At 42.1% G+C, this 24,843-nt stretch carries 26 protein-coding genes and 1 pseudogene; 11 read left to right on the forward strand and 16 right to left on the reverse strand.

What is annotated here, in order from left to right:
- Positions 1-201: 201 nt before the first annotated feature.
- Entirely contained in the window at positions 202-2,592 is a 2,391-nt protein-coding gene (locus IEV16_RS12290; protein WP_188366019.1) for a tetratricopeptide repeat protein, read from the forward strand.
- Here the strand turns inward: IEV16_RS12290 and IEV16_RS12295 are convergent.
- From IEV16_RS12295 to IEV16_RS12330, 8 genes are all read right to left on the reverse strand, one after another.
- Positions 2,578-2,820 carry a PLDc N-terminal domain-containing protein gene (locus tag IEV16_RS12295; RefSeq protein ID WP_188366020.1) on the reverse strand — a complete coding sequence of 81 codons (243 nt, stop codon included), beginning with the start codon at positions 2,818-2,820 and terminating at the stop codon, positions 2,578-2,580. The two genes, IEV16_RS12290 and IEV16_RS12295, sit on opposite strands and share 15 nt — an antisense overlap.
- 155 nt (positions 2,821-2,975) lie before the next feature.
- Positions 2,976-3,632 carry an SOS response-associated peptidase family protein gene (locus IEV16_RS12300; RefSeq protein ID WP_345258819.1) on the reverse strand — a complete coding sequence of 219 codons (657 nt, stop codon included), beginning with the start codon at positions 3,630-3,632 and terminating at the stop codon, positions 2,976-2,978.
- Between the two features lie 7 nt (positions 3,633-3,639).
- Entirely contained in the window at positions 3,640-3,960 is a 321-nt protein-coding gene (locus tag IEV16_RS12305; protein WP_188366022.1) for an alpha/beta hydrolase family protein, read from the reverse strand.
- 257 nt (positions 3,961-4,217) lie between these two features.
- Positions 4,218-4,433 carry a hypothetical protein gene (locus tag IEV16_RS12310; RefSeq protein WP_188366023.1) on the reverse strand — a complete coding sequence of 72 codons (216 nt, stop codon included), beginning with the start codon at positions 4,431-4,433 and terminating at the stop codon, positions 4,218-4,220.
- 143 nt (positions 4,434-4,576) lie between these two features.
- Positions 4,577-6,091: a catalase gene (locus IEV16_RS12315; RefSeq protein WP_188366024.1), complete on the reverse strand. Its 1,515-nt coding sequence runs from the start codon at positions 6,089-6,091 to the stop codon at positions 4,577-4,579.
- Positions 6,092-6,175: 84 nt separating this feature from the next.
- Positions 6,176-7,180 (reverse strand): LLM class flavin-dependent oxidoreductase, encoded by a 1,005-nt coding sequence (locus tag IEV16_RS12320; RefSeq protein WP_188366025.1) that lies wholly within the window; start codon positions 7,178-7,180, stop codon positions 6,176-6,178.
- Positions 7,181-7,192: 12 nt separating this feature from the next.
- Positions 7,193-9,316 carry a TonB-dependent receptor family protein gene (locus IEV16_RS12325; protein ID WP_188366026.1) on the reverse strand — a complete coding sequence of 708 codons (2,124 nt, stop codon included), beginning with the start codon at positions 9,314-9,316 and terminating at the stop codon, positions 7,193-7,195.
- Entirely contained in the window at positions 9,317-10,603 is a 1,287-nt protein-coding gene (locus IEV16_RS12330) for a PQQ-dependent sugar dehydrogenase (protein WP_229728347.1), read from the reverse strand. It abuts the gene before it with no gap.
- Positions 10,604-10,919: 316 nt separating this feature from the next.
- On the opposite strand from IEV16_RS12330, the gene IEV16_RS12335 reads away from it, so the two are divergent.
- Positions 10,920-12,137: an alpha/beta hydrolase-fold protein gene (locus tag IEV16_RS12335; protein WP_188366027.1), complete on the forward strand. Its 1,218-nt coding sequence runs from the start codon at positions 10,920-10,922 to the stop codon at positions 12,135-12,137.
- 100 nt (positions 12,138-12,237) lie between these two features.
- Here the strand turns inward: IEV16_RS12335 and IEV16_RS12340 are convergent, their stop codons facing one another.
- The 3 genes and pseudogenes from IEV16_RS12340 to IEV16_RS12350 all read right to left on the reverse strand — a co-directional run.
- Positions 12,238-12,546 carry a hypothetical protein gene (locus IEV16_RS12340; RefSeq protein ID WP_188366028.1) on the reverse strand — a complete coding sequence of 103 codons (309 nt, stop codon included), beginning with the start codon at positions 12,544-12,546 and terminating at the stop codon, positions 12,238-12,240.
- A 136-nt stretch (positions 12,547-12,682) separates the two neighbouring features.
- Positions 12,683-12,961: a hypothetical protein gene (locus IEV16_RS12345; protein ID WP_188366029.1), complete on the reverse strand. Its 279-nt coding sequence runs from the start codon at positions 12,959-12,961 to the stop codon at positions 12,683-12,685.
- Positions 12,962-13,207: 246 nt separating this feature from the next.
- A pseudogene (locus IEV16_RS12350) lies at positions 13,208-13,564 on the reverse strand (efflux RND transporter permease subunit); the annotation flags it as partial.
- Between the two features lie 33 nt (positions 13,565-13,597).
- On the opposite strand from IEV16_RS12350, the gene IEV16_RS12355 reads away from it, so the two are divergent.
- Both IEV16_RS12355 and IEV16_RS12360 read left to right on the forward strand, forming a co-directional pair.
- Entirely contained in the window at positions 13,598-13,771 is a 174-nt protein-coding gene (locus IEV16_RS12355; protein WP_188366030.1) for a MerR family DNA-binding transcriptional regulator, read from the forward strand.
- 12 nt (positions 13,772-13,783) lie between these two features.
- The gene (locus IEV16_RS12360; RefSeq protein ID WP_345258821.1) at positions 13,784-13,993 is read left to right on the forward strand and encodes a hypothetical protein; all 210 of its coding nucleotides are present in this window, start codon (positions 13,784-13,786) and stop codon (positions 13,991-13,993) included.
- A 46-nt stretch (positions 13,994-14,039) separates the two neighbouring features.
- Here the strand turns inward: IEV16_RS12360 and pyrC are convergent, their stop codons facing one another.
- Positions 14,040-15,083, reverse strand: a complete 1,044-nt coding sequence (gene pyrC, locus IEV16_RS12365; protein WP_188366032.1) for a dihydroorotase — start codon at positions 15,081-15,083, stop codon at positions 14,040-14,042.
- Positions 15,084-15,289: 206 nt separating this feature from the next.
- Between pyrC and IEV16_RS12370 the strand changes: the two genes are divergently transcribed.
- Positions 15,290-16,324 carry a phospholipase A gene (locus IEV16_RS12370; protein ID WP_229728348.1) on the forward strand — a complete coding sequence of 345 codons (1,035 nt, stop codon included), beginning with the start codon at positions 15,290-15,292 and terminating at the stop codon, positions 16,322-16,324.
- Between the two features lie 83 nt (positions 16,325-16,407).
- Here the strand turns inward: IEV16_RS12370 and IEV16_RS12375 are convergent, their stop codons facing one another.
- Positions 16,408-16,686 (reverse strand): GNAT family N-acetyltransferase, encoded by a 279-nt coding sequence (locus IEV16_RS12375; RefSeq protein ID WP_188366033.1) that lies wholly within the window; start codon positions 16,684-16,686, stop codon positions 16,408-16,410.
- Between the two features lie 4 nt (positions 16,687-16,690).
- Positions 16,691-17,140, reverse strand: coding sequence for a DUF305 domain-containing protein (locus IEV16_RS12380; RefSeq protein WP_188366034.1), 450 nt, complete (start codon positions 17,138-17,140; stop codon positions 16,691-16,693).
- 272 nt (positions 17,141-17,412) lie between these two features.
- On the opposite strand from IEV16_RS12380, the gene IEV16_RS12385 reads away from it, so the two are divergent.
- Positions 17,413-18,735, forward strand: a complete 1,323-nt coding sequence (locus IEV16_RS12385; protein ID WP_188366035.1) for an APC family permease — start codon at positions 17,413-17,415, stop codon at positions 18,733-18,735.
- A 55-nt stretch (positions 18,736-18,790) separates the two neighbouring features.
- On the opposite strand, the gene IEV16_RS12390 is transcribed toward IEV16_RS12385, so the two are convergent.
- The gene (locus tag IEV16_RS12390) at positions 18,791-19,591 is read right to left on the reverse strand and encodes an AlbA family DNA-binding domain-containing protein (RefSeq protein WP_188366036.1); all 801 of its coding nucleotides are present in this window, start codon (positions 19,589-19,591) and stop codon (positions 18,791-18,793) included.
- A gap of 432 nt (positions 19,592-20,023) precedes the next feature.
- Here IEV16_RS12390 and IEV16_RS12395 point away from each other — a divergent pair, with 432 nt between their 5' ends.
- The gene (locus IEV16_RS12395; RefSeq protein WP_188366037.1) at positions 20,024-20,290 is read left to right on the forward strand and encodes a transposase; all 267 of its coding nucleotides are present in this window, start codon (positions 20,024-20,026) and stop codon (positions 20,288-20,290) included.
- Positions 20,291-20,546: 256 nt separating this feature from the next.
- On the opposite strand, the gene IEV16_RS12400 is transcribed toward IEV16_RS12395, so the two are convergent.
- Positions 20,547-20,945 carry a Cd(II)/Pb(II)-responsive transcriptional regulator gene (locus IEV16_RS12400; RefSeq protein ID WP_188366038.1) on the reverse strand — a complete coding sequence of 133 codons (399 nt, stop codon included), beginning with the start codon at positions 20,943-20,945 and terminating at the stop codon, positions 20,547-20,549.
- A gap of 240 nt (positions 20,946-21,185) precedes the next feature.
- On the opposite strand from IEV16_RS12400, the gene IEV16_RS12405 reads away from it, so the two are divergent.
- The 4 genes from IEV16_RS12405 to IEV16_RS12420 all read left to right on the forward strand — a co-directional run bounded on the left by IEV16_RS12405 (position 21,186) and on the right by IEV16_RS12420 (position 24,802).
- Positions 21,186-21,902 (forward strand): cation efflux transmembrane domain-containing protein, encoded by a 717-nt coding sequence (locus tag IEV16_RS12405; RefSeq protein WP_229728349.1) that lies wholly within the window; start codon positions 21,186-21,188, stop codon positions 21,900-21,902.
- Positions 21,903-22,013: 111 nt separating this feature from the next.
- Complete coding sequence (locus tag IEV16_RS12410) at positions 22,014-22,313, forward strand: hypothetical protein (protein WP_188366040.1); 300 nt, start codon at positions 22,014-22,016, stop codon at positions 22,311-22,313.
- 90 nt (positions 22,314-22,403) lie between these two features.
- Entirely contained in the window at positions 22,404-23,651 is a 1,248-nt protein-coding gene (locus tag IEV16_RS12415) for a TolC family protein (protein ID WP_188366041.1), read from the forward strand.
- Positions 23,648-24,802, forward strand: a complete 1,155-nt coding sequence (locus IEV16_RS12420; RefSeq protein ID WP_188366042.1) for an efflux RND transporter periplasmic adaptor subunit — start codon at positions 23,648-23,650, stop codon at positions 24,800-24,802. Before IEV16_RS12415 ends, IEV16_RS12420 begins: the two co-directional genes overlap by 4 nt.
- The last annotated feature ends 41 nt before the right edge of the window (positions 24,803-24,843 follow it).

The raw sequence follows: 24,843 nt of genomic DNA on the forward strand, positions 1-24,843 counted from the left end.
GGGGGGTGATCTTTTAGCATACTGCTATTATAAAAAATCCCCACTCAAAAGTGGGGACTTTGTCAGCAGTCTGAGGGGTCAACAGACCCCTTTTTCGATTACATTAAAGTAATATTATGCCAAAAAATTCTTCTAAATTGTCTAACGGTATCACCTGTAAGACCTTGTATAATTATTATTTTTGGTTTCTGACTTAGGCTTATGGCACAATCTGGATTCATCAAAGCCCTTATCCAAAGACGTGTACCACACATCTTAGGCGTCTATATGGCTGGGTTATGGCTATGTGTTGAAATTGCCGACTGGATGGGGGAACGCTTTAATATTATTCCCGATTTTTCAGCCTACGTTTTTATTATATTACTGTCTATGGTGCCCACCGTCTTTTTTATTGCATGGGCTCACGGCCAGCCGGGAAAAGATGAATGGACCTGGAAACAAACTGTATTTGGTGTCACCAATGTGGTTTTGGCACTCATTATTGCCGTTTCTTTTGGTGGCACAACGCCATCCTCTTCTCCTCTGTTGTCACCCCTCAATCAAACCATAAATTTAAAACATGCCACGCCCCAAAGTGGTTATTTAAACCTGCAGGAGACCCGTCAAAATCTCAATCAAAAAGTCAGCCTGTTTTTTTGGACCAATGAAGACAATAAAACTGACAATGACTGGTTGAGTTATGGTGCCACCTGGTTGCTGTCAAAAGATTTAAAACGCACACCATACGTATCTGTTGAGACCCCCTTTGATTCTGATGCCATGCGATTTGCCCTTCAGGACAGAGGCTATGAAAATGCCGTTGGTGAACCGTTGCCACTGGCACGACAAATTGCCGAAAACCGTTCATCCCAATGGTTAATCCGAGGCCAATTTTCTCAACAAGATAATGGCTTTATTTTCGAAGCATCATTATACAATGTCCTGACCGGTCATTTGGTTAAAACAATCAGCCATCAAACCAACAACATGCTGTTAGCACTGGATTATATTTCAGCCGAATTACTGAGCCTGATATTGGCTGATAACAAAGAAGAATCTAATAAAATACCACAATTAGCCATACAGGATCATATTTCAACCAATATCCAAGCCATTCAATATCTGATTAATTCATTATGGATTGAAGCCTTTGAAAACGATTTCCCTAAGGCCATCGAATCATTAAAGCTCGCCATTGAAGCCGATCCCTACCTGGCTGAAGCTTATGTTTTACAAATGCGCATGTACCGGGATATGGGACAATTTGAGAATGCACGATTTATGGCCCAAAAAGCCCTGGAGTATGATTTTAAACTCTATTCGGAAGACGTTTTTCTGGTCACTGCTAATTTATACGCCTTAGATGGTGAAGAAGACAAAGCCATCAAAGTTTTGGAAAACTGGGTGAAAGAATATCCTAACAGTGCCGAAGCTTTATATTTATTGGGCAATAATTTAATTGTTAAAGGCCATCGACTCGATGATGCTGAAGCAGTTTTTAAACAGCTTAAGCACATTGAACCCCATAACAAAAACTTACTGCGCTTATCTCAGGTGTATATTCTAAAAGAACAGTTCGATTTGGCAGAAGAGTCTATCCGTGCCTTTTTAAGTTATCATCCAAATCACAAAGCAGGTCTGTTGAGTTTGGGTGATGTGCTACAACGCCAAGGGAATTATCAAGGCGCGGTGGCGGTATTTGAACAAGCTGTTTTAACAAATCATAATGATATCGAGGCCGCTGTTCAGTTTGCACTTAATCAAGGCATGTCAGATAACCCGGAAGAAGCCATTTCACAGCTTATTGCCCTGAATCAACACGCTAAAAACAGTCAACAACGCTTCGCCATATCACTGGCCTTAGAACAAATGTATATGCAAAAAGGCCAAATTCAACATGTATTAGACACCCTGGAAGCTGCCAAAGAAGATTCACGAAAGACCCAGTCTTATATTTCACATATAATGAATTACCACGGAAAACGCATTACTTATTTGACTCTGCTGGGACAAACTGATCAAGCGCGTGAAGAATTAAACAAACTGAAAGAAAGTACCGAAGATCCATTTAACAAAATGCTGGTGTTTATCGAACTGGCCTATTATGACTTTTTAAATGACGCCGAAAATATTTCTAAAAATTTAGACATCAGTCGCCGTGTTATTACAGAATTCAAAGCTTCAATTTATCAACAATTCATCGATAATTATGCCGCTATTTTATACCGACTCAATAAGCAATTTAAGCAGGCCATTACAGCTCATAATAAGGCGATAAAGGAATCCAAACAATCTTTCATTGCCTTAAAAGACCGAAGAATTATTGAAGAATTTATCTATGAAAAAGCCGACACGCATTATTTGGCTGGCGAATACCAACAAGCCCTTGAGCTCATTGACGATGTACTCGTGGCCAGACCACGCTTTGCCGAAATCTTGTTATTGAAACTTAAAATTTTAAACGCCCAAAAAGAGTATGCGCAAGCCAATCAAGTCATCACTCTCTTAGATAGTTACTGGCAAGATGCAGACCCGGATTACAGTCAATACAAAATATTTCTCGCAGAAAAAAAATCACTTAACCTAAATGTGTCTGCTTTAACGGCCCAATAAATAATAGAGAATCAAACCGATTAAAGGTAATAACAGAATCACCACAATCCACAACACCTTCTCACCGTTGGATTTACCCGAACCGATAATTTCAATAATGGCAATAATATCCAGAATTAAAATAATTAGCCCGATAATGCCACCGCCCCAGCCATACCCGAAAAACGGATCAGCCAGCGCCAGGGTGCTAATAGAAAGTAACAGTAAAACAGCTAAAATGTGCTTCATTTTCATCAGTTTGTTCCTCAATTGCGAATAATTATTATACGCGAATTTATTTAACAGCACAAAACCTGACAATTGATACATCCTACTTGTTGTCCTCTGTCATCGGTCTTCAGTCCTCTGTGACGATATGATGGGTAAATCCCATCCTACTCAGATCAATCCGCGGATAAATTCACCGATTGACCCCGCTCGGATAAATCACGGGCACCTTCAATCGGTGTTGCCGTTATCGGCGTCATTAGCTCGCCGGTTAATAAATGGTGAAACGCTTCGCTGTCGGTTAAGCTTGGATCGAGCCACATATTGATTAAATCCTGATCCTGCCAATCCAACATTAAGGGCGTTGATTTTTCATGGATACCGTCTAATTTTCGATTGGGCGGACAAGTTATCACCGAAGTTGTGGTCAGCTGTTGCTCGCCAATTTGATAGCGTTTATACAATCCCCCCAGGGCCACGGCACCCTGGCTCGACGTTAAGCTGTGGTATTGTTTATTCTGGCCTTCAATAACACCGGTAGCCGGTAACAGGCAGCGTGAATTTTTGAATAAACCTTTAGTCAGCCTGGAACTGTATAATTTATCCGAACGGCTGTTAAAGGTGGCGTACTGATAATTGGGTTGGCCGTTTTTATCCAATAATAACCACCATTTAGCCTCTTCCAACCGGCGCTGATTAATCTCAGGCTCCGTCACAATCTGCACCATCGACGCCGGCACCCGAATACCACGGGATTCCAGTTCAGACACACCCAAAGCCGCGGTCAGCTTCTGCATTCCCTGATTATTTTCTACAAAAAAAGCACCACACATAATTTGATTATAGCCTGCCTTGTAAAAAATTTAAAAACACCTGTTTGATCTGCTCAAGGGGCTCGCTTAAACGATGCCCTCCTTTAAACACATGATAGTCAGCCTGATGCTGTTGTGCCAGACGTAAACTATGCTCATAAGGAACGATATCATCACCCCAGGCATGAACAATGCACATGGCGGGCAACTCAGCCGAAAAATCCTGTCGCCCGTAACCGGGTAAATACACCGCCGGCACCATCAGAAACAGCCCCTTCACGCGTTGTTGTGAATCGTTTTTATGCTCTGCCAGTTCACAGGTTGCAGCGACACTGACATAGCCGCCCATGCTGGTGTAGTGTATTGAACTAATATGTCCTATGAGAGACCGTCACAAGTCTCATAGCAAGGCATCGTTTGCAGATAATGGCCTTAGTCCTTATCAAGAACGATAACGCCGTAATGAGGCTTGTGGCGGTCTCCCTAAGGGTGAACCCTAAAACAGTCATCTACGGCGTTATGTTTCCTGGCAATAAGACTAACTATTACTGCGAAAACAAGCCTTGTAGCTGACTATTTTATGATTCACTCATAGGGCATATTAGTTCAATATACTACACTAGAACCAACCAAGATGATGTCGTCATCACAGGCACTGATACGAGCCATTAAGCGTTCGACCCGCTTATCCGGATGATCCGGTAAATCACGATAATCCACCGATTCATACGTACAGCTCAAATCTGTCGCCAGGGACGCTAACGCCCGAATCTTACCGCCATCCGGGCCACTTTCCTGACCATGAAAGAAAATAATATGCATGTTCATTAACTCAGAAAACAGTAGATATGCGTATCTTAGAGTAGCCTCTGCCCACCAAATATTGACTCATCCAAACAAACCATCAGTGAACATTTAACGCGCTTTGATGGTTTGTTTGAGATGCGTCAATATCTGAAAATAATTTATCCTTCAGTCGGTCTTGGCGCCCATTTATCATAAGGCGTCATGTCGAATTTGTTGACCTCATCCATGCTTAGGCCAAGTGCTTTGGCCACACCTTCACCGTATTCAGGATCGGCTTGGTAGCAGTGTCGGATATGCCGGATTTGAATAAACTTCTCCGCGCCCCCGATATTGGCCGCCGTATTTTTAAACAACAAATCGGCTTTGCCATCGGCTTTAATGATGCGGTATAAATCGCCCGGTTGGGTGAAATAATCCTCATCATCATCTCTGAAATTATGGGCATAGGCATCACCACTTAATTCAAGTGGCGGTTCTTTGGCATCGGGTTGTTCTTGCCATTCGCCATAACTGTTGGGTTCATAATGCTTGGTGCCGCCATAATTACCGTCAACCCGCATGGCGCCATCCCGATGAAAAGCATGATAAGGACAAGTGGGCTTATTAACCGGAATCTGATAGTGATTCACACCCAGTCGATAACGCTGGGCATCGCCATAAGAAAACAGCCTGCCCTGTAGCATTTTGTCTGGTGAAAAACCAATGCCGGGAACAATATTGGTTGGATTGAACGCCGCTTGTTCAACATCCTGAAAATAGTTTTCCGGATTCTTATTGAGTTCGAATTCACCTACGGGAATTAATGGAAAATCTTTTTTAGACCAGACTTTGGTCAAATCAAAAGGATGAAAACGATAGGTTTTTGCTTCTTCTTCAGTCATCACCTGAATAAACATCTTCCACCTCGGAAAATCCTTGTTTTCGATGGCCTCAAACAAATCCCGTTGTGATGATTCCCGATCCATACCAACAACTTTAGCCGCTTCCTCATCAGATAGGTTTTTAATGCCCTGTTGCGTGACAAAATGGAACTTCACCCAATGTCTGACATTGTCTTTATTAATCAAACTATAGGTATGACTACCAAAGCCGTGCATATTTCTGTAGCCTGTCGGTAGACCACGATCGCTCATTAAGATGGTGAGCTGATGCAAGGCTTCCGGCAACAAGGTCCAGAAATCCCAGTTATTATTGGCATCCCTCATATTGGTTTTGGGGTCACGTTTGACTGCGTGGTTTAAGTCCGGAAACTTCATCGGATCACGAAAGAAAAACACCGGCGTGTTATTACCCACCAAATCCCAGATACCTTCATCGGTATAAAACTTCAGGGCAAACCCCCGAATATCGCGCTCTGCATCCGCCGCTCCGCGTTCACCGGCCACAGTTGAAAATCGCGCAAACATATCGGTTTTTTGCCCAACTTGGCTAAAAATTTGGGCCTTAGTGTACTGACTGATATCATGAGTCACTGTAAAGGTACCAAAAGCACCTGAGCCTTTGGCATGCATTCGTCTTTCCGGAATCACTTCACGGTCAAAGTTGGCCATTTTTTCTAAAAACCAGGCATCCTGCATCAGCATCGGCCCGCGTGGACCGGCCGTTTGGGCATTCTGGTTATCGCCAACCGGTGCGCCGGTTTGTCGCGTGAGTTTTGGTTTTTTATCTTTCATGGTATCTCCTTGGTAAATTATTAATTCAGTATACCAAATCGGCGTACACTTGATGAGTATTTTAGGTCCAATAGCACATCATAGCTAATTCAATTCCTGCATAATCTCCGCAAACAGCTGATAAGAACGAATCCGGTCATTGACATCATACAAATGTGTCACAGCAATCAATTCATCGGCTTGGGTTTCATCAAGAAAAGCTTTGACTTGCGCTTTGACCGTGGCTTTACTGCCAATAAAAGAATACTTGAGCATTTGTTTTATCTGAGGATTTTGTAGAATTTCCCGCAACTCATCAGTCATCTCTGTTGGTGGCTGCACATAATCACGCTGGCCGGTAAAAATACCCACAACCATGCGGATAAGTGAGGTTGATAAGCGTTCAGCTTCCTCATCAGTTTCGGCGACAATAATATTAACACCCGCCATCACATACGGTTTCTTTAAGGTCTTAGAGGGTTGAAATTCCCGGTGATAAATCTGCAAAGCGTCACTTAAATGCGCCGGTGCAAAGTGACTGGCAAAGGCATAAGGCAAACCTTTGCTGGCGGCCAAATGGGCACTGTCCGTACTGGAACCCAAAATATAGATGGGTACGTCAACACCTTCTGCTAAATGAACACGGACATTTGAGTTGGCATTATCGGTGGAAAAATAGCGTTCTATCTTGGCGATTTCATCCGGAAACGACCGTGCTGCATTGATAAAATCAGAACGGATGGCGAGCATGGTTTCGCGATCAGTCCCAGGCGCCCTGCCAAATCCCAAATCAATGCGATTAGGATACAAAGCCGCCAGCGTACCAAATTGCTCAGCTATAATCAGTGGTGAATGATTGGGCAACATAACACCACCCGAACCAACCCGAATCGTTTCGGTACCGCCCGCCACATAGCCAATCAACACCGAGGTGGCACTGCTGCCGATATTAGCCGAATTATGGTGCTCCGCCAGCCAGAAGCGTTTATAGCCAAAGCCTTCAGCTTGTTGCGCCAGTTTTAAAACATTGGTAAAAGTTTGTTGATAACTCTGGCCTTTAGAAACCAAAGCCAGTTCTAAGATGGAATAGTCTGTCTTGTTAGTTGTCATGCTTATTAATCTTTAAAATTCAATTGTTACGCCGCCATAATAGTTTCTACCGGGTGCGGGATTAAAATATCGGTTGCCAAAAGCATTGATATCATTACCCAGGCTGTAATCTTCGTTCAGGGCATTGTTGATACCGGCGAACACGTCCATCTGCAGCGTCGATGATAGTCGGTGTTGCCAACTGGCTTTGATTTGCAGCAAATGATAGGCCTCTGATAACACCGTATTGGCATCATTGAGTGGTATTCTGTCCGTGTAATAATGCGATATATTCAGGCCCAGACTGTGATTAAAATCAAACGATAAGGTATTACTCAAAATCCATTCAGGCACCGCTGTGACCGGGTTGCCGCTGTAATCATTGCCATCGACCTGATATTGACCAAATCGATAGTGTTGGTAAGCAAGACCCGACTGCATAGACAGTGATTGAATAAATCCATCACTCTGAGGTGTGATCAGATAGGACTCTAAAGCAGCTTCTATGCCCTGTTGCTCAATCTCACCGGCATTCACAAAATACTCCGCGCCATCGGCACGTAACTGCCGGACAATGCCGTTATCCATGGTGTAATGATAGGCACTGATATCCGCCATAAAACGCCTGCCGGGGTTCTCCCAGCGTAAACCGACTTCGTAATTTATACCCGATTCAGGTTCCAATTCCGTATTGATGATGTTATCCGATGAGCGGACTTCTGCCAAGGTCGGCGGTGAATAGCCTTTAGAAACGGAAGCCCGCACAGCCACATTATCAGTCAGTAAATAAGCAGTGGCCAGCCGTGGCATCCAGATTCGCCCAAAAGAAATGCGGCCGTCAGATTCTGACGTTTGATCATCATCGGATACATAATCAATCGCCGCATAATTAAGACCCAAAGACCCTTCCACAGTCCATCGGTTATCTATATTAAGCATGCCCCGGTAAAATAAACCGGCGCGGATGTTATCCAGCTCATCTCTGGCCTGAAGCGCCCCGGGACGGCCCTGCTCGTTATCGTAATTAATGATATTATTCCAGCCTTTTTGCGCTTCTAAACCCCACTGCATTTCCCAATCGATGTCTGCGCTTAAGCTGTCCTGATAAGAAAAATAAGACCGTAAACCGGCATTTTTCTCGGTGCGAAATTCATAATTGGTGATGAACGGGTTTTCAAAATCTGTATCCGAACCAAATAAACTGATGCTGTGCGTCAGCCTGTCGTTGATACGGGCCTCATGCACCACACCGGCAAACAAGGTTTCATTATATATCCCCGCCTGCTGTTCTTCGGCAGAAGGTGTAAAAGCTGTGGCCGGACGCGACTGGCGTGGGTTTTCCCGGCGCTGGCTTTCAGTGAGACCGCCTGGTGTCTCATAATGCAAATCCGAATAGAAGGCCAGAAAACGCAGTTCATTACTGTCAGAATAACGCCATTGATGCGCCGTCTGATAGGTTTTTCTATCTAAAGCTGAGTGATCCCGATAACCATCCGACTGAAGAAAGGCCTGGTCAAATGAAAAACCATAATCTGCGTTGACGCGGCGCTGAACAGACAGTTGTTCCTGTTTTAAGCCATAAGAACCACCACTCAATAACACGGACCCCCGGTTTTGTAACACATCGAAGCCTTTCGGCTGAAGGCGCACCACACCACCGGAATTAGCACCATAGATTGAGCCGTCCGGGCCTTTTAACACATGAATCGAGTCAATCGACGCAGGATCAATGAGATTCAAATAGGTATTACCACCGGCATCGGTTAAAGATAACTCATCCAGATAAACTTTGACGTTACGAATCCCGAAAGGCGAGCGGATTAAACTGCCGCGCATGGCTAAGCGGTAACTGCCCGGCGAACGCTGTTCCATACGCAATCCGGGCACACGGTTCAGGGTCGGTAATAAAGTGGTGGTTTGCTGGGCTTCGATGTCATCGGATGAAATCACATGCGCCGAACCGGTAAAGCCCAAAATACGTCGGCTGTTAAAATGGCCGATGATTTCCATCGACGCCAACTCAGTCACCTGACCATCATCTTCGGTATCAGAACCCTCATCCGATGCCTGAGCATAAACCTGACCGGAACACAACCAGGCGAACAAGACTAACCGTGCGACCACATGGACTGTGGTCGCTTTAAAAGCATGTGGCACTTATTGTTTGTCAATTTTATACAAGTTACCGGCATCCGTGATGGTGTACAAAGCACCGTCGTTACCTTGTATCACATCTCTGAACCGCTCGCCCTTATCGGTCAGCAAACGCTCTTCACCGACCACGCGATTGTCTTCAATCACCAGTCTGGCAATATGACTGCTGTTTAAGCCGCCCATAAACAGGTTATTTTCCCATTCAGGTATATTTGTGCCCGAATAAAAAGTCATGCCACTGGGTGACAGCACCGGATCCCAGTAATAAACCGGCTGCTCCATGCCTTCTTTCTGTTGAATGACCGGATCACCAATGGCGGCACCCATGTATTCAATCCCGTAAGTTATCACCGGCCAGCCGTAATTATTGCCCGGTTTAATTAAATTCAGTTCATCACCACCCCGCGGTCCAAATTCACCACTCCACAACTCACCTGTCACCGGATGAAAAGCCAAACCTTGTGGATTCCGGTGGCCATAACTGTAAATTTCAGCTAAGGCATCATCCAAGTCAATAAACGGATTATCGGATACCGGCTCACCTTCAGTGGTGATGTGGATAATGCTGCCGATGGAGACACTTAAATCCTGGGCTTTCACCCGGGTTTCCCGATCTGAACGCTCACCGATACTGACAAATAAATCGCCATCCTGATCAAACACAATCCGCCCGCCATAATGCAGTTTACCGTCATAGGTCGGTGTCGCCCGGTATATCACCTCAGCACCCTCAATCCGCGCTTCATTATCAGCCAAACGACCTTTCGCCACCGCCGTATGATTACCGCCTTTAACACGTTCAGAAAAGACCCAATACACCATGCGACTTGACTCAAAATCAGGTGCCAAAGCCAGACCCAATAAACCACCCTGGCCCCGATCATCGACTTCAGGCAACCCGCTAATTGCCTCACTGACCTGCCCGGTATCGATATCAACAATCCGCATTGTCCCGGCTTTTTCAGTCACCAGCAACCGACCGTCAGACAGTGCTGCCGCACCCCACGGTGAACGCAAATCCTCTGTAATCAACACAACTTTATACGGCGTGGTCGTCTTCACACCCGCCACCCGCGTCTGCCCCTTAAACGCCGGTTGATAATCGCTATTGGCCTCACGGGTTTCCACCGGTGGCAAGGTTTCATCAGCCACCTGGGTTTCTGCAGCTTCTTTGTATTCCACTGCAGCATCCGACTCAGTGGACTGAGTCGGCTTATTGTAAGAAGAATCAACGCCATTACAAGCCATCAACATGGCCAATAAAAAGTACGTAATAAAGTTATTTTTCATAATGATTTAATCCGTTGGCTGAATTTAATGATAATTAGCATACCATAGAGATGATTATTTTATAAAGCTTAATCAGAATACCACAGATCATTGTTTAAGCGGATAACGCTATTAAACCGAAATTATATATCGTTTTCTTTTAAATAATAATCTCGGTCCGGTAATCCTAGACCACTTTGTTCCATAAAGACAATGTGAGACCTCTGTATAAGTGTAGCTTAAATTCTATACTTTTAATGTTAGCTTTCTTTTTTTACACTTCTTTCAAGAGCAGTTTTATATGCTACGATAGGCCTTTTTAATTCAGGCTGACGCGATGTTTCGAATAACTTTATGGTTACTTATTGGTCTTTCAACAGCACAGGCTCAATTACTTAACCAGCGCTTGCAGGTGCCATCCAAGATCCTTGACCGGCCGCATGAACTACTGGTGTACACCCCACCCTCTTATGATTTTGATCAGGGTCAGCGTTTTCCGGTGTTGTATTTAATGGATGGTGAGTATAATTTTAATTATGTCACCGGTTTGATTGAATTATGGTCGAACATCAGTTCAAAACACCCTGAAATGATTGTGGTGGGGATTTCGGGCTATGACAATGCTTATTATCGACATTTAATGCGTCCCCCCTGGGATGAAAAGGGTGAAGCGTCTGATGATGGTGCTGCAGATCGGATGCTGAAAGCCATTAAGCAGGAAATTGTGCCGGCCGTTAATAAGCAATTCAGAGCCCTGGATTTCACTATTTTATCGGGGCATTCCATGGGTGGATTATTTACATCTTATGCGGCGATGATGGCACCTGATGTGTTTAATTACTATATTGCCATCAGCCCTTCCCTGTGGTGGCAGCAACAGTGTTTTAAAGCCGTGATGGCCGAGAAGCTAAAATCCGGTACGCCTGAGACCAATCTCTATATGTCGCTGGCCAATGAGCAAGGCATGGGGGTTCATGGCTTTCTGGAAATGATTCAGGCCGAACGCCGTGAACCGTTAAATCTGCAGTTTAAACATTTTCCCGACGAAAGTCATGGCTCGGTGGGCTTACCAACTTATGAATGGGCATTGGGTGATATCTTTGCAGCAACGCAATTAACAGACCGTTATTTTGAGTCAGCTAAAAGCGTTGAAGATTATGCCAAAAAAGTCAATCACGCCTACGGAAAAGCCTTACCGGTAAACAGTGCTTATTTAAGGAATACTTGTTATACCCATTGTGGCTCTGAAGATGATACTTTGGACAAAATTGATGTTGCTCTGGCTAAACGCTTTCCCCATGATGTGGCTTTTTTCAGAGTCCTTGTGGCCACGCATTTAATCAAGCAAGAGAAATTTGAACAGGCTGATAACTGGCTTAAAAAAGCGGCGCAAGCCGCACCTCATTATATCGATGTGCATCATGCCCGTTATCTGCTGGCGCAAGCTATTAACGATGAACAACAGGCCGGTCGTTCATTAGAAACCCTCAGAAACTTGCTTAAAACACGACATATCAGGCAATGGCACATCAATGAGATGAATTTACCGGATTAACAGGAAGCCACTGTCATCACGTGAAGACTGAGCCTTCGTTCAACCATCAGCCGGTCTGTGATACCGACCGGCTGATATTAAACATGTTTAGACCGCTATTTCAGATTTCTGAGTCATCCCTTTTGGATACCTTCTGCAGGGTTATTGTAATGATCGCTGCAGCGATAAAACCAATGACTGCCAGCAACAGAAGATTGCGTATTGTCGATGTAAAAACGACGGCATAGGAAGCCACTGTGGTGATGAGTGCTGACAGGATGACGGCGTTCAAGTAATTCAGGTCGCTGAGTGGTTTAGTCCGACATCCGGCGGTGTTAAAAAATAAACAAATGTGACCTGTATAGAGTAAAGCATAGATAAAAATTTCAATGGCATGAGCCGTTGCCGATGTGCTGAATGAATTAAGCATTGTTTTCTCCGGTGTAAAGGTGTTTGGCATCATGATTAAATGATCCCAATGGTTAATTGTGTGCGCCGGTCTACAGCCGCTATTAATAACAGGCTGTAGTGGCTGAATTATTTAGATGTGACGTTAAAAAACATCTTTACACAGATGGAGGGGCACGTGCTGATTTGGCAAGATAAGGGGTATGGATGTATTCAGAACGGATATAGCCATACGGTGTCGGATAAAATATCGCTGAAATTTCGGCGGCCGAATCCGATATGTAGAGTTCAAGTTCATCTGCCTGTTGCAAAGAAACAGCAAAATCAACCGCCTGAATACCAGACAAATTATCTATAAAAGAGGATCCTTTTTCTGCCAATGCTGTAGAGGCGAAAACAGCCAGGCACAGAAAAATATGGGTTCTACTGGGTTTCATTCTGCTTAAAATAAACCGGTGTGATTTAAAATAAGGTGAAGCATGGATGGAATGAAACCTCCTGATGCACTTGAACAACAAACCGGACAAAAAAATTAATGTCCGAACCTGAACGAACTGATGATAATGACGTCGCAAAAAGCAACTTCAGGACACTTATTATAGCGCATTGCCCTAAAAATCAAGTGTCCCGAATACAATATATTTTGCAGTTACAGGTCGCACAACATCGGCTTCATGGTGTCATCATTGCTTGCCATGAATGATTTTATACAAAACAGGCAATACAAATAAAGTTAACACGGTGGATGAGATAATGCCGCCAATGACTACGGTAGCCAGCGGGCGCTGAACTTCCGAGCCAATACCTGTGTTCAATGCCATGGGCACAAAGCCTAAGCTCGCCACCAATGCGGTCATTAACACCGGACGTAATCGGGTCATGGCACCCTCGATGACCGAGTGATAAAGATCGCCGGTTTGTTTCCACATTTCCCGGATAAAGGATAGCATCACCAGGCCGTTGAGCACGGCCACACCTGATAGCGCGATAAAGCCGACGCCGGCTGAAATCGATAAAGGCATGCCTCTTAACCACAGCGATTTAGTCCAGTTACTATAGAGTCAAGAATATTTATGAAAATTGGTCAAGTTTCTAAAATAACCAACATTTCGGTGCAAACCATTCGCTATTGCGAATCCCAAAAACTGATTCAATCCTTGGGCAGAACCGTAGGCAATTTCAGAATCTATGAGGATCAGGTGATCGATCAATTAAAGTTTATTAAACATTGCCTTTTATTGGATTGACCTCTTAATGATATTAAACGTATCAATAAGTTATGCACAAATGCTCAAGCCCCGTGCCATGAAGTGGATCAAATGATTATCGATCAAATCAAACAGGTTAAAGTCAAAATGAACGAGCTCAAGCAATTAGAAACACAACTCAAAGCCCTGAGCAATTCATGCACGCAAAGCAAAAAAGTCAGCGATTGTGGCATCATCAAATACCTGCAAGAATCGTATTAATATTGTTATTTTACAATATACGAATCATTCAAATGAGTTTTGTCAATTAATCAGAATGTAACTGCCAGACCAAAGTTTCACCGGCTTTAAATGGCGACAGTGAAAGATCATTATTGCCAACTATTTCAGACACATGCTGACTTTCTTTAATCAAAGTTATACGGTCTTTATTGATCGGTAAACCATAGAAGTTCGGGCCATTGATGGATGCGAAGGTTTCAAGTTGATTCAACGCATTTTCTTCTTCAAACACCTGCGCGTAATGCTCAATGGCATGCGGTGCAGTGAATATGCCGGCGCAACCGCAGGCGCTTTCTTTGTCGCCAACTGCATGCGGTGCGGTGTCGGTGCCCAGGAAGAATTTTTTATGACCCGAAGTGGCCGCTTGTCGTAAGGCCTGGCGGTGCAGTTCGCGCTTGGCCACCGGTAGGCAGTAGTAATGGGGTTTAATGCCTCCAACCAGCATATCATTGCGGTTAATTTGCAAATGATGGGCGGTGATGGTGGCAGCGATGTTGTCTCCGGCACTCATGACAAAGTCCGCGGCGTCTTGGGTGGTGATGTGTTCAAAGACGACCTTTAATTCGGGCATATCTTTAAGTAAAGGTTGCAAAACGGTATCGATAAAACAGGCTTCACGGTCAAAGATGTCTATGTCGTTATCCACCACTTCACCGTGCACCAATAAAGGCATGCCCTGCTTTTGCATGGCTTCCAGCGCCGGAAAGATGTTTTTAATGTCAGTAACGCCGTGACATGAGTTGGTGGTGGCACCGGCCGGATACAATTTAGCGGCAGTAAACACCCCTTGTTGATGACCCTTGATCAAATCTTCATAATCAATGTCATCGGTGAGATAAGCGGTCATTAACGGCTGAAAATCCGGATAATCCCGGGTAGCGGCTAAAATACGTCGTCGGTAATCAACGGCCATGGCGGTGGTGGTTACCGGAGGCACAAGATTCGGCATAATAATGGCCCGGGCAAATTGCCGTGCAGTATAAGGCGCGACTTGTTTCAGCATCTCGCCGTCACGCAGATGGACATGCCAGTCGTCGGGTTTAATCAGGGTAATGGAATCAGCGGTCATAGATGGTGTGGTTAAAAGACTGTGCTGATTATACCTTGTTGCTTATTTGAACTGAAGTTCAGCGCTTGATATTGATACAAACTAATTATAATCAGGTGATTCCTTTCGATATTTATTATTTATAGAATATTCTGGCGTTATAATGCGCAACTTTTAAAAACTTACCCTATACTGGCTATTCCGTACCTCAATAATAAAAATAACCCATGAAAAATATTTATATATTCTGTTCTCTGTTTATGGTTTTGAATTTAATCACAATGCCTGTTTTTGCTCAAGAAACATCTTCTAAGGCATTTGATGCCTGTGTTTTAAAGCAGTTTTCTGAAGCGCGAGAGGATTTAACCATTGCGGAAATCAAGTCGCTTTGTAACCAACAGCCGGATGATATGGAACCGGAAATCAATCAATCTGATAATGACGAAGATCTTGGTGTGATTTCACAACGGTTGGAAAAGGAACGCAAAACACGGGACAATCCTTTTGTCTTAACGCCTCACAAGATGAACTACATCTTGCCGGTTTATACGACCAATGCCATTAATAAAAAAGAATATCAATTCTTTGAGGGTTATGAAGAGAACTTAGAAGACATGGAGGCGATGTTTCAAATCAGTTACAAAGTGCCGCTCAACCAAAAAGATATGTTTGTTGAGAATGACGCTTTATATTTAGGTTTTACCTTAAAAGCCTGGTGGCAGGTTTATGCAGAAAATATCTCTAAGCCTTTCAGAGAAACGAACTACAATCCCGAATTGTTTTATTTAATGCCGATGAAATGGCAAATCTTAAACGGTAACACGGCGATGGTGTTTGGGATTGAGCATGAATCCAATGGTCGGACGCAGGCCTTATCAAGAAGCTGGAATCGGGTGTATGCTAATTTCCTGTATGAACATGATAATTTTGCCTTGTCACTTAAGCCATGGATCCGGCTTTCTGAAAGGGAAAAAGAATTTGATCTCGATCCCGGTGGTGATGATAATCCGGATATTGAGGATTATATGGGGCACTTTGAACTGAACATGGCTTATAAATGGCGTCATTTTGAACTCAATTTCAAAGGCCGCAGAAACTTTTCAACCAACAAGGGTTACTCAGAATTGGGATTCGTCTTTCCGCTGTGGGGTAAACTTCAGGGTTACGCGGTGGCATCTGACGGCTATGGCGATAGTTTAATTGATTATAATTACCGCCAGACCCGCTTTGGTTTGGGTTTCAGCCTAAATGGTTTGCTCTAACAGATAACCAGCCCTTTAAAATGCAATGACAACATATTAAATCAGTCTGCTCACCACATCAGACACCTTCATACGGGATTTGTTTATGCCCGCAAAGATTGATAATCCTGATGTTTATTCATATAGGCATCCACAAAAGAACAGCTGGGTATCACTTTAAAGTTATTATCCCTGGCATAATCGAGTCCGTGTTTAACCAGCTGTGAACCAATGCCCTGCCCGCCGAGTTCTTTGGGGACGATGGTGTGGGTAAAATCCAACACTTCATCACTTTGCTTTTCGTATTCCAGATAGCCGGTGTGACCATCCATATGAACCTCAAAACGGTGGGTTTGTTGATTGTGTTCAATATTTAAACTCATGGGCTTACTCCTGATTTTCTAAGTCATTAATGTAACGCTTCATCTCTTTAATTTCGCGCTCCTGGGCTTTAATTATTTCATCGGCCAGTTGACGTACGCGCGGATCGGAAATATTGGCACGTTTACTGGTTAGAATGGCAATGGAGTGATGCGGAATCATGCCTTTCATCCAAGACACATCATCCACGGTGGTTTGTGAACGAACTAAGAATAATGCAGCCACAAACAATACCGCACTGCTGGTAAAAATAAGGATATTGGCTTTTTTATTCGGGTATTTATCAATCATAAACAGCAACATAACCGTGGCCATAACGGCGCCCATTATCAAAGCCATATAAGCCCGGGTTTCACTCCAGAAGATATGATCCCAGGCGTAATTGTTTAAGTACATGGCCATATACATCACAACCACTGACGTGGCAATCATGAGTAAAAAGCGTTTATAAGTCATGGTTTCCTTCTATATTATTGATATTAAAGTGATTATAACAAATGCATGTTAAAATTTTATTCAGTAATAAATGAGTGTTTGTTCTCTGTGTTAAGGGACCATTATTATGCTAGAGTAAAATAAACGCATTTCAAAATTTTAGTTGTTTTTAATTTACCCTAAGCAGAATATGAGTTAGGTTTTTGACTTAAGTGAATGTAATTACTCGTCCAGATGACCAAAAAACAATAGAAATTATAAATACTCAATAAAGAACTTTTTAAGGTGAATCAATGAATCAACATAATGACAGATCCTCACAATATCGTGAAAACAGCTTAACATTAATTGGTGCGGTGGCACTGGGCACCGGTGTTATGATTGGCGCGGGTATATTTGCATTGACCGGGCAAATGGCAGAGATGACCGGCAGTCTTTTCCCTTTGGCCTTTCTTTCCGCAGCGCTGATTGTCTTATTCAGCGCATACTCTTACATCAAAATGTCCAATGCCTATCCTTCTGCCGGTGGTATTGCCATGTATTTAAAAAAAGCCTATGGCAACACCGTGACAACGGCTTTTCATGCGTTGTTGATGTACTTTTCGATGGTCATTGCGCAAAGCTTTCTGGCACGTACCTTTGGTGCTTATACCTTACAATTATTTGATGTAAGTGACAGCAGTAAAATGGTGCCCGCTTTAGGCGTCGGCTTATTAATACTTGCTTTTTTAATTAATCTTAGCGCCAATCGTATTATTGAAGGTGTGGCATCGGTTCTTGGGTTTATCAAGATTGGTGGCATAATATTGTTTGGAGTTGTCGGTGTTATGGTCGCTGATAAGGTTGAAGTTAATTTTTCAACAGTCACGTCTGATGCCTCAATAACTGGCTTTTTAGGTGCAACGGCGCTGGGTATTTTGGCCTTTAAGGGTTTTACCACAATTACCAACAGCGGCTCGGAACTGAAGAACCCGCATCAAAATGTAGGCAGAGCCATCATAATTTCAATCACATTTTGCGTTGTTATTTACGCATTGGTTGGCTTTGCAGTGGCAAGTAACCTGTCACTACAAGAAATCATAGAAACAAAAAATTATTCATTAGCCGCCGCTGCGAGACCTGCACTGGGTGAATATGCGGTTTGGTTTACAGTAATTCTGGCCATGTTAGCAACCGCAGGTGGTATTATAGCCAGTATCTTTGCAGTTTCCAGAATGTTAGCCATGCTCACTGAGATGAAACTGATTCCACATAGCCATTTTAAAATGCCCGGCACAATCCAAAAGCACACACTTGTTTATACGGTCGTTTTAGGGTTGTTGTTAACGATATTTTTTGATTTAACCCGAATCGCCTCCCTGGGCATCATCTTTTATCTGATTATGGATATAGCCATACATTGGGGCGTTTTACGTCATCTTCGACAAGATATTAATGCACATCCCGCTATTCTTATCTGTGCCATTGTGCTTGATTTAATTGTCTTGGCCGGATTTATCATAACAAAACTCATCAGTGATCCATTGGTGGTCGGAGTTTCCATTGTTCTTATGTTTGCAATCTTTTTAACAGAAGTCTTATTTTTGCGCCAATTTAAAAACAGCCAAAACGGCTAACTTTTCTATACCCTAAGAACAAGGGGTATTTAAAACATGCTGACTGCGAACTATATTATTTTTTAGACTTTAAATAATTGACAGTTTCTTTAACTGTCAAGGGATAAGTGGCATTGCCTGTCCGCACATAAAAAGTCGTGTTTGTTCCATCGTTAACATAAACTGGTTCTTTTGATGGCTCTATATCGATGACACAAACCTCTTTTTCACCAATAACATAAAAAGATATATAATTGCTAAAACAGGCTTCATGACCTAATTGTGCTGAAATTATTCTAAAAATATCACGCTCGTAGCCATCTCTGTTTTTGTGCTTCAGCGTCTTAAAATCCTTTTCAAGCCCCAGAATGTTGCCATCATCGTCAACACCCAAGATCAATTTTCCGCCCTTTGCATTCATAAAACCCACAATGGTTTTAGCGATGACTAATTCCAGCTCACGGTTCGTGGTTTTTCTAAAATAATCGTAACGTATGGAAGATTTAAATTCTATCTGCTCGTTTTCACCATTCTCTATGAGTTGCACAATATCTTTTTGTAATAAGCGTTGTTGCGTGCTGATAAGAGTATCTTTCTTTTTAAGATATACCCATATCAAACCAGTGAACAGTCCGAGTATGCTACCAAAAACTGTGAGAAGACCACCCATTCCTCGCATATTAAAGCTGAAGGACTCGAGAAAACGTGCTTTTAAAATCTCTAGAAAAAGCGAGATTGAAAAGGGTGTCTGGCTATATTCGAACCAATACAATACCATTGTAAACGGGTGCACCAAGAAATAGAACACACTTGCGCCCAATAGTATATGAACACCTATAATACTTTTTTTTACCATAATCTTTTTAGATTTTTTCATTTTTTAACTTCTCAGTAGTAAAGTACTATTACAGACACCAATTGAGCCATATAGATTTATATGATAGCAAAGAATTTGTCCAATAATGGCACTGTTTTTATGAACTGAAATTTTTTTGACACAATCCATCATACAACCAATAATCATTAAATTAAACTATCAATCATGCGGTTGAATTGATGTTCACAATAAATTAATCCCTTTTAAATCCGCCTCAGAAAATTCATTTTCTAAAAGAGACCTTTTATTATTTTTATGCATTTTTCTTTTTGCCACAACCACGGATGGTGGTCGCCTGCATTTAATGTATATAAAACCCAATCAACATGATCTTTAACCAAGTCTTGTACGGTTGTATAGGGCGTGACTAGCCCCCCATAAACGCTACCAAAGCTAAAGAGAGTATAATAACTTTAACTTTGGAGCAAACCAATGAAACGAAAAAGATATACAGAAGAACAAATTGTTAGGATTTTGAAAGAAGCAGAAACGCAAGGCAATGCAGCCGAGATTATTCGGCGTGAGAACATAGCCCAGTCCACATTTTACAAATGGAAACAAAAGTATTCAGGTATGGCTGTTTCAGATGTCCGCAAAATGAAACAACTTAGCGATGAAAACCGCCGGCTTAAAACTATCATCGCCAATCAAGCCTTAGATATTGAGATGCTCAAGGAGGTTAACTCAAAAAAGTGGTAGGCTCTCGCCAAAAGAGGATGGCTGCTGAGCATTTAGAAAATAAATTCATTGCCCAGAAAGCTAAAATTAACTAAAAACCATTGAAATAAATGGGGCGTTCATATATGTCCCAGATTATTTCCTTTAATTATTGAGACGTGTATATGAGACTGTGCAATTCAAGCTCATGGTCATCACATTTTGCTGAGTGGTCATGTATCAGAAAACGAACGTTTTATGAAACATATAATAGTCACCGACTAGTGCATTAGATAAACTAGCAATCACACTCTTGCAATGACTTAATAATTCCACAATCACCAACTTTTTGATTATTCGAGCAGGAGTCAGTAAGTGCTTCTAACTGTATTTTTAGGTGTCTAAGTTCCTTCATTTTAATTTTAACCAGCTTCACTTGATCATTGATGAGCTCGTTCACTTCTTCACATACGGCATTGGGGTTGTCACGGAGTTCATTAATTCGCTTGATGTCACTCAGCGATAGATCCAGGTGGCGACAATGCTTGATAAATTCCAGTTGATCAATGACTTTAGAGTCATATACCCTGAAGTTACCTTCGGTTCTACCTGCTGATTTAATGAGGTTTTGAGTTTCGTAGTAACGAATGGTTTGAACGGAAAAGTCGGTTTTTTTAGATACTTGTCCAATTTTCATATTTTACTCTTGACTCTATAGTGGCTATAGATTTTAAACTGCACGCTTGATAAAAACAAGTACATTCAAATGTCAGATTCTTGCGGTAACAGTTGTAACAATACAGCGCAAAGTACAGATCAAGTCACAAAGGTTCCTGATCATGGGTTGGTCAGTACTTTTGAAGTGACCAAAATGGACTGTCCATCTGAGGAAAGTATGATTCGCATGGCGCTGGAGAATTGTCAGTCTTTAAAAGCCATGGACTTTGATATTCCTGGAAGAAGGTTAAAGGTCTACCATGAAAATGGAATCGAAGAAATTCAACAAAAGCTTACAAATCTGAATCTGGGAGCCAGCCTACTTGAGACCCAACAAATTGATTCTGAAGCGCTATCAGTGATTATCAGTAATGCTAAATCTGAGAACAGTCAAGAATTTCGGGTACTCATTTGGTTACTGATTATCAATGCTGCCATGTTTGTGGTCGAGTTTGCCATTGGCATCTTGGCTCAATCAACAGGTTTAATCGCCGATTCCCTGGATATGTTTGCCGATGCGGCCGTTTATGGCACAGCAATCTATGCTGTTGGTAAAAGCAATCAGCTCAAACTAAAAGCGGCTCATCTGTCTGGTTGGGTGCAGGTCCTGTTAGGTACAGGTGCATTAATTGAAGTCATCAGGCGATTTATTTATGGTAGTGAGCCAGTATCCACATTAATGATTGTAATGGGCTTGGTTGCCTTGGTTGCCAATGTGACTTGTTTGTTGCTAATTGCCAAGAAAAAGGATTCCGGTGCCCACATGAAAGCCAGCTGGATTTTTTCAGCCAATGATGTCATAGCTAATACAGGCGTTATTTTAGCTGGAGTACTCGTTATGTTAACAGGTTCTGCCATACCGGATTTAATCATTGGTTTGGTCATTGCCGTGGTTGTTTTAAATGGCGCCAGACGAATATTGCAAATCAAATCATGACTTAAAAAATTTAATTTACGTGAACAAACTGATAAGATGCAGGTCTTACATAAAATGACACAAAGACACTTTAAATTGATGCGTTTCAAATCTCTCATGATTTTGCTCTTAATGGCTGTATCATTTCAGTCCATTGCATCTGTGTCTGATGTTCACCAATCGCACCAATCCGGTGCTGAGCATTTAGAATTCGAACATAATCACGAAGATGTTGCCGATAAGCAAGCGCAAGATGATTTGAAATCATTTGATTGTCATCACTGCTGTCATTGTCATGGTGGTCATGTCACCTCATTATTACCTTCATCGATGAACTTGTCATATGTTGAATTAAAACAAGCCATTGATATCTCAGAACAATCCTTCAAAAATTCAGTTCATTCCCGGTTGTTGCGACCACCTCAAATTTAATTTTTAAAAAATAGCGATGACAATTGAACCGCCTTAACAAGAATTAAGGTGTTCAATATTTTTTAATTATTAAGTTAGAGGAATAAAACTATGTGTAAAAAACATATTTTGTTTGCTTTTTGCGTGGTAACAATCGTTGCTTCTCATCAAGCTTATGCAATCACCAGTGAAAATAATCTGAATGGGTGGATAAAATACATTGAAAAACAACTACAAACGCACCCTGAAATTATTTCAGCAAAACAAAAACTTGCGGGTCAATTTCATTTGGCTGATGGTTTAGAAAAAGCCATTTACAATCCGGAATTAAGTACTGAATATGAAAAGGAAGGTCCTGAAAACAACTTTACGGTAGGTATCAATCAAAGTATCGATAGAAGCGATAAACGTAAATCCCGTAGTCAACAAGCTGTGTTTTTAAGGGCTCAAGCCAGAGAAAACTATCATAATCTGATGCAGGATAAAATTGCTCAAGCGCTCACTGCTTTGGTTAACTATCAATCAATCTTAAAGAAATCCAAACTGACCTTAAAACAAGAAAATCAACTTGAAAAATTAATTGAATTAGTCCAGGAAAAGACACGTTCCGGCGATATGGGTCAGCTCGACGCTGAACTGGCCTATCTGACACTTTCACAAAAATTTGCGCAAACAGCATCAATTCAAGCACAAAAACAAAAAGCCAGGTCTAAATTAACAGAGATTCTTCCGGAATGGCAATCTGAAAACCTGGACGAGTCAACCCCTATATTGTTCCCCTATGATGAAACAGTAGCTGAACAAGTAGTTGATGACCACCCGCTTGTCAAAATGGCCAAAGCAAAATGGGAAGTTGCTGAAATAAAAGCTGAGTTAGCGCAAAAGAATAAGAAGGCAGATCCTACGGTTGGTGTAAATGTGGGCAAAATCGACAATGATAATTTAGTGTCATTAAATTTTTCAATGCCGCTTAATTTTAGAAACGATTTTAGTGAAGAATATAAAGCAGCCAGAGAACAAGCTTTGGCAGCAGAATCAGCTTATCTGAATGCAAAACGATCTCAATACTTTGAAATTATTGGTTCACAAAAGGCTGTCAGGGAATATAAAAAACGTTTCCAGAAATGGCAAAAGCTCATGCAAGGTCGGGATAAAGACAGTGAACTCCTGTTGGAAAAGCAGTGGAAAATAGGAGATATCGGGACCTCAGACTATTTTTTAACCCTTCAACAGAGAACAGATGGATTACTTTCAGGTATTACTCTTGAACAAGATTATAAAACTGCAGTCATCCAATTATTATTAGATACAGCCCAATTAAAACAAGAAACGCTGTTAACCCAAAAGGTATCACAATGAATTCATTAAAAACATTAATTATTATCAGTTTATTGATTACATTTTCAACAGATGGTTTTGCACAAAATGAACATGACCATGAAGAATCAGTAAAAAATCACCAAGCGCAGAATGATTCTGATGAAGCTGTTGAAGAAAATGGCCATGAAGAAAGTGCTGAAATTACATTAACAAAAGACCAACAAAAACTTGCCGGAATACAAATTGAGGTTCTTAAAAAACGAAATTTAAATTACAAATTATATGCGCCGGGAGAGTTACAAACCAATGGCTATAAAAGCTATTTGGTCTCCCCAAGAACAAACTCCGTGGTGATGAAACGGCATAAAGCACTGGGCGATCATGTTAAACAAGGTGATGATCTGGTTACATTATTTAGTGAATCAGTTGCCGAAGCCCAAGCGACACTAAAAATCGCTTCTGCGGAGTGGCAAAGAGTACAGCAACTTGGGCGAAAAGTGGTTGGTGACAGCAGATATATCACCACAAAAAACGATTATGAACTTGCCAAAGCCCGTCTAATGGCGTTTGGCTTATCTGAAGATTTTATCAATGACAATTCAAGTTTTCTTGGTGAATACACATTAAATGCTGAAATCGACGGCGCTATTTTGTCAGATGATTTCCAACAAGGACAACGGGTTGAAGCAGGTCACGCCTTGATGTTGCTCAGTGACGAGTCACAATTGTGGGTTGAAGCCAGGGTTCAAGCATCAAAACAATTGGATTTACCGGTAGGCACATTGGCACAAGTCAAAGTCGGTAATCAATTTTACACAGCAAAAGTTTCACAAGAGGCCCACACCATTGATGAAAAAACACGAACACGTGTCATACGATTATTGATTGATAATCCTGAAGATACCATACACCCCGGTCAGTTTGCCGATGTCTATTTTAATGTTTCAACAGATCAAGCCGTTACGTTTGTTCCGGAAAATGCGTTGATGCGGACAGCCGATGGTGATTGGGCAGTTTTTGTTGAAACTGAAGATAATCAATTTATTGAGCAAGAAGTTGAATTGGGTCGTGTTTTAGGTGATTTCCATGAAATATTTGGATTGGAAATCGGTACAAAAGTTGTGACTCAAGGTGCTTTCTTTGTTGCCTCAGAAATTGCCAAAGGCGGATTTGATCCGCATGGCCACTAATCTTTCTTTGTCGTTTCTGCAAAAGCAGGAATCTCACAGAA

This window comes from Marinicella pacifica, from assembly GCF_014636635.1.
Lineage (GTDB): Bacteria > Pseudomonadota > Gammaproteobacteria > Xanthomonadales > Marinicellaceae > Marinicella > Marinicella pacifica.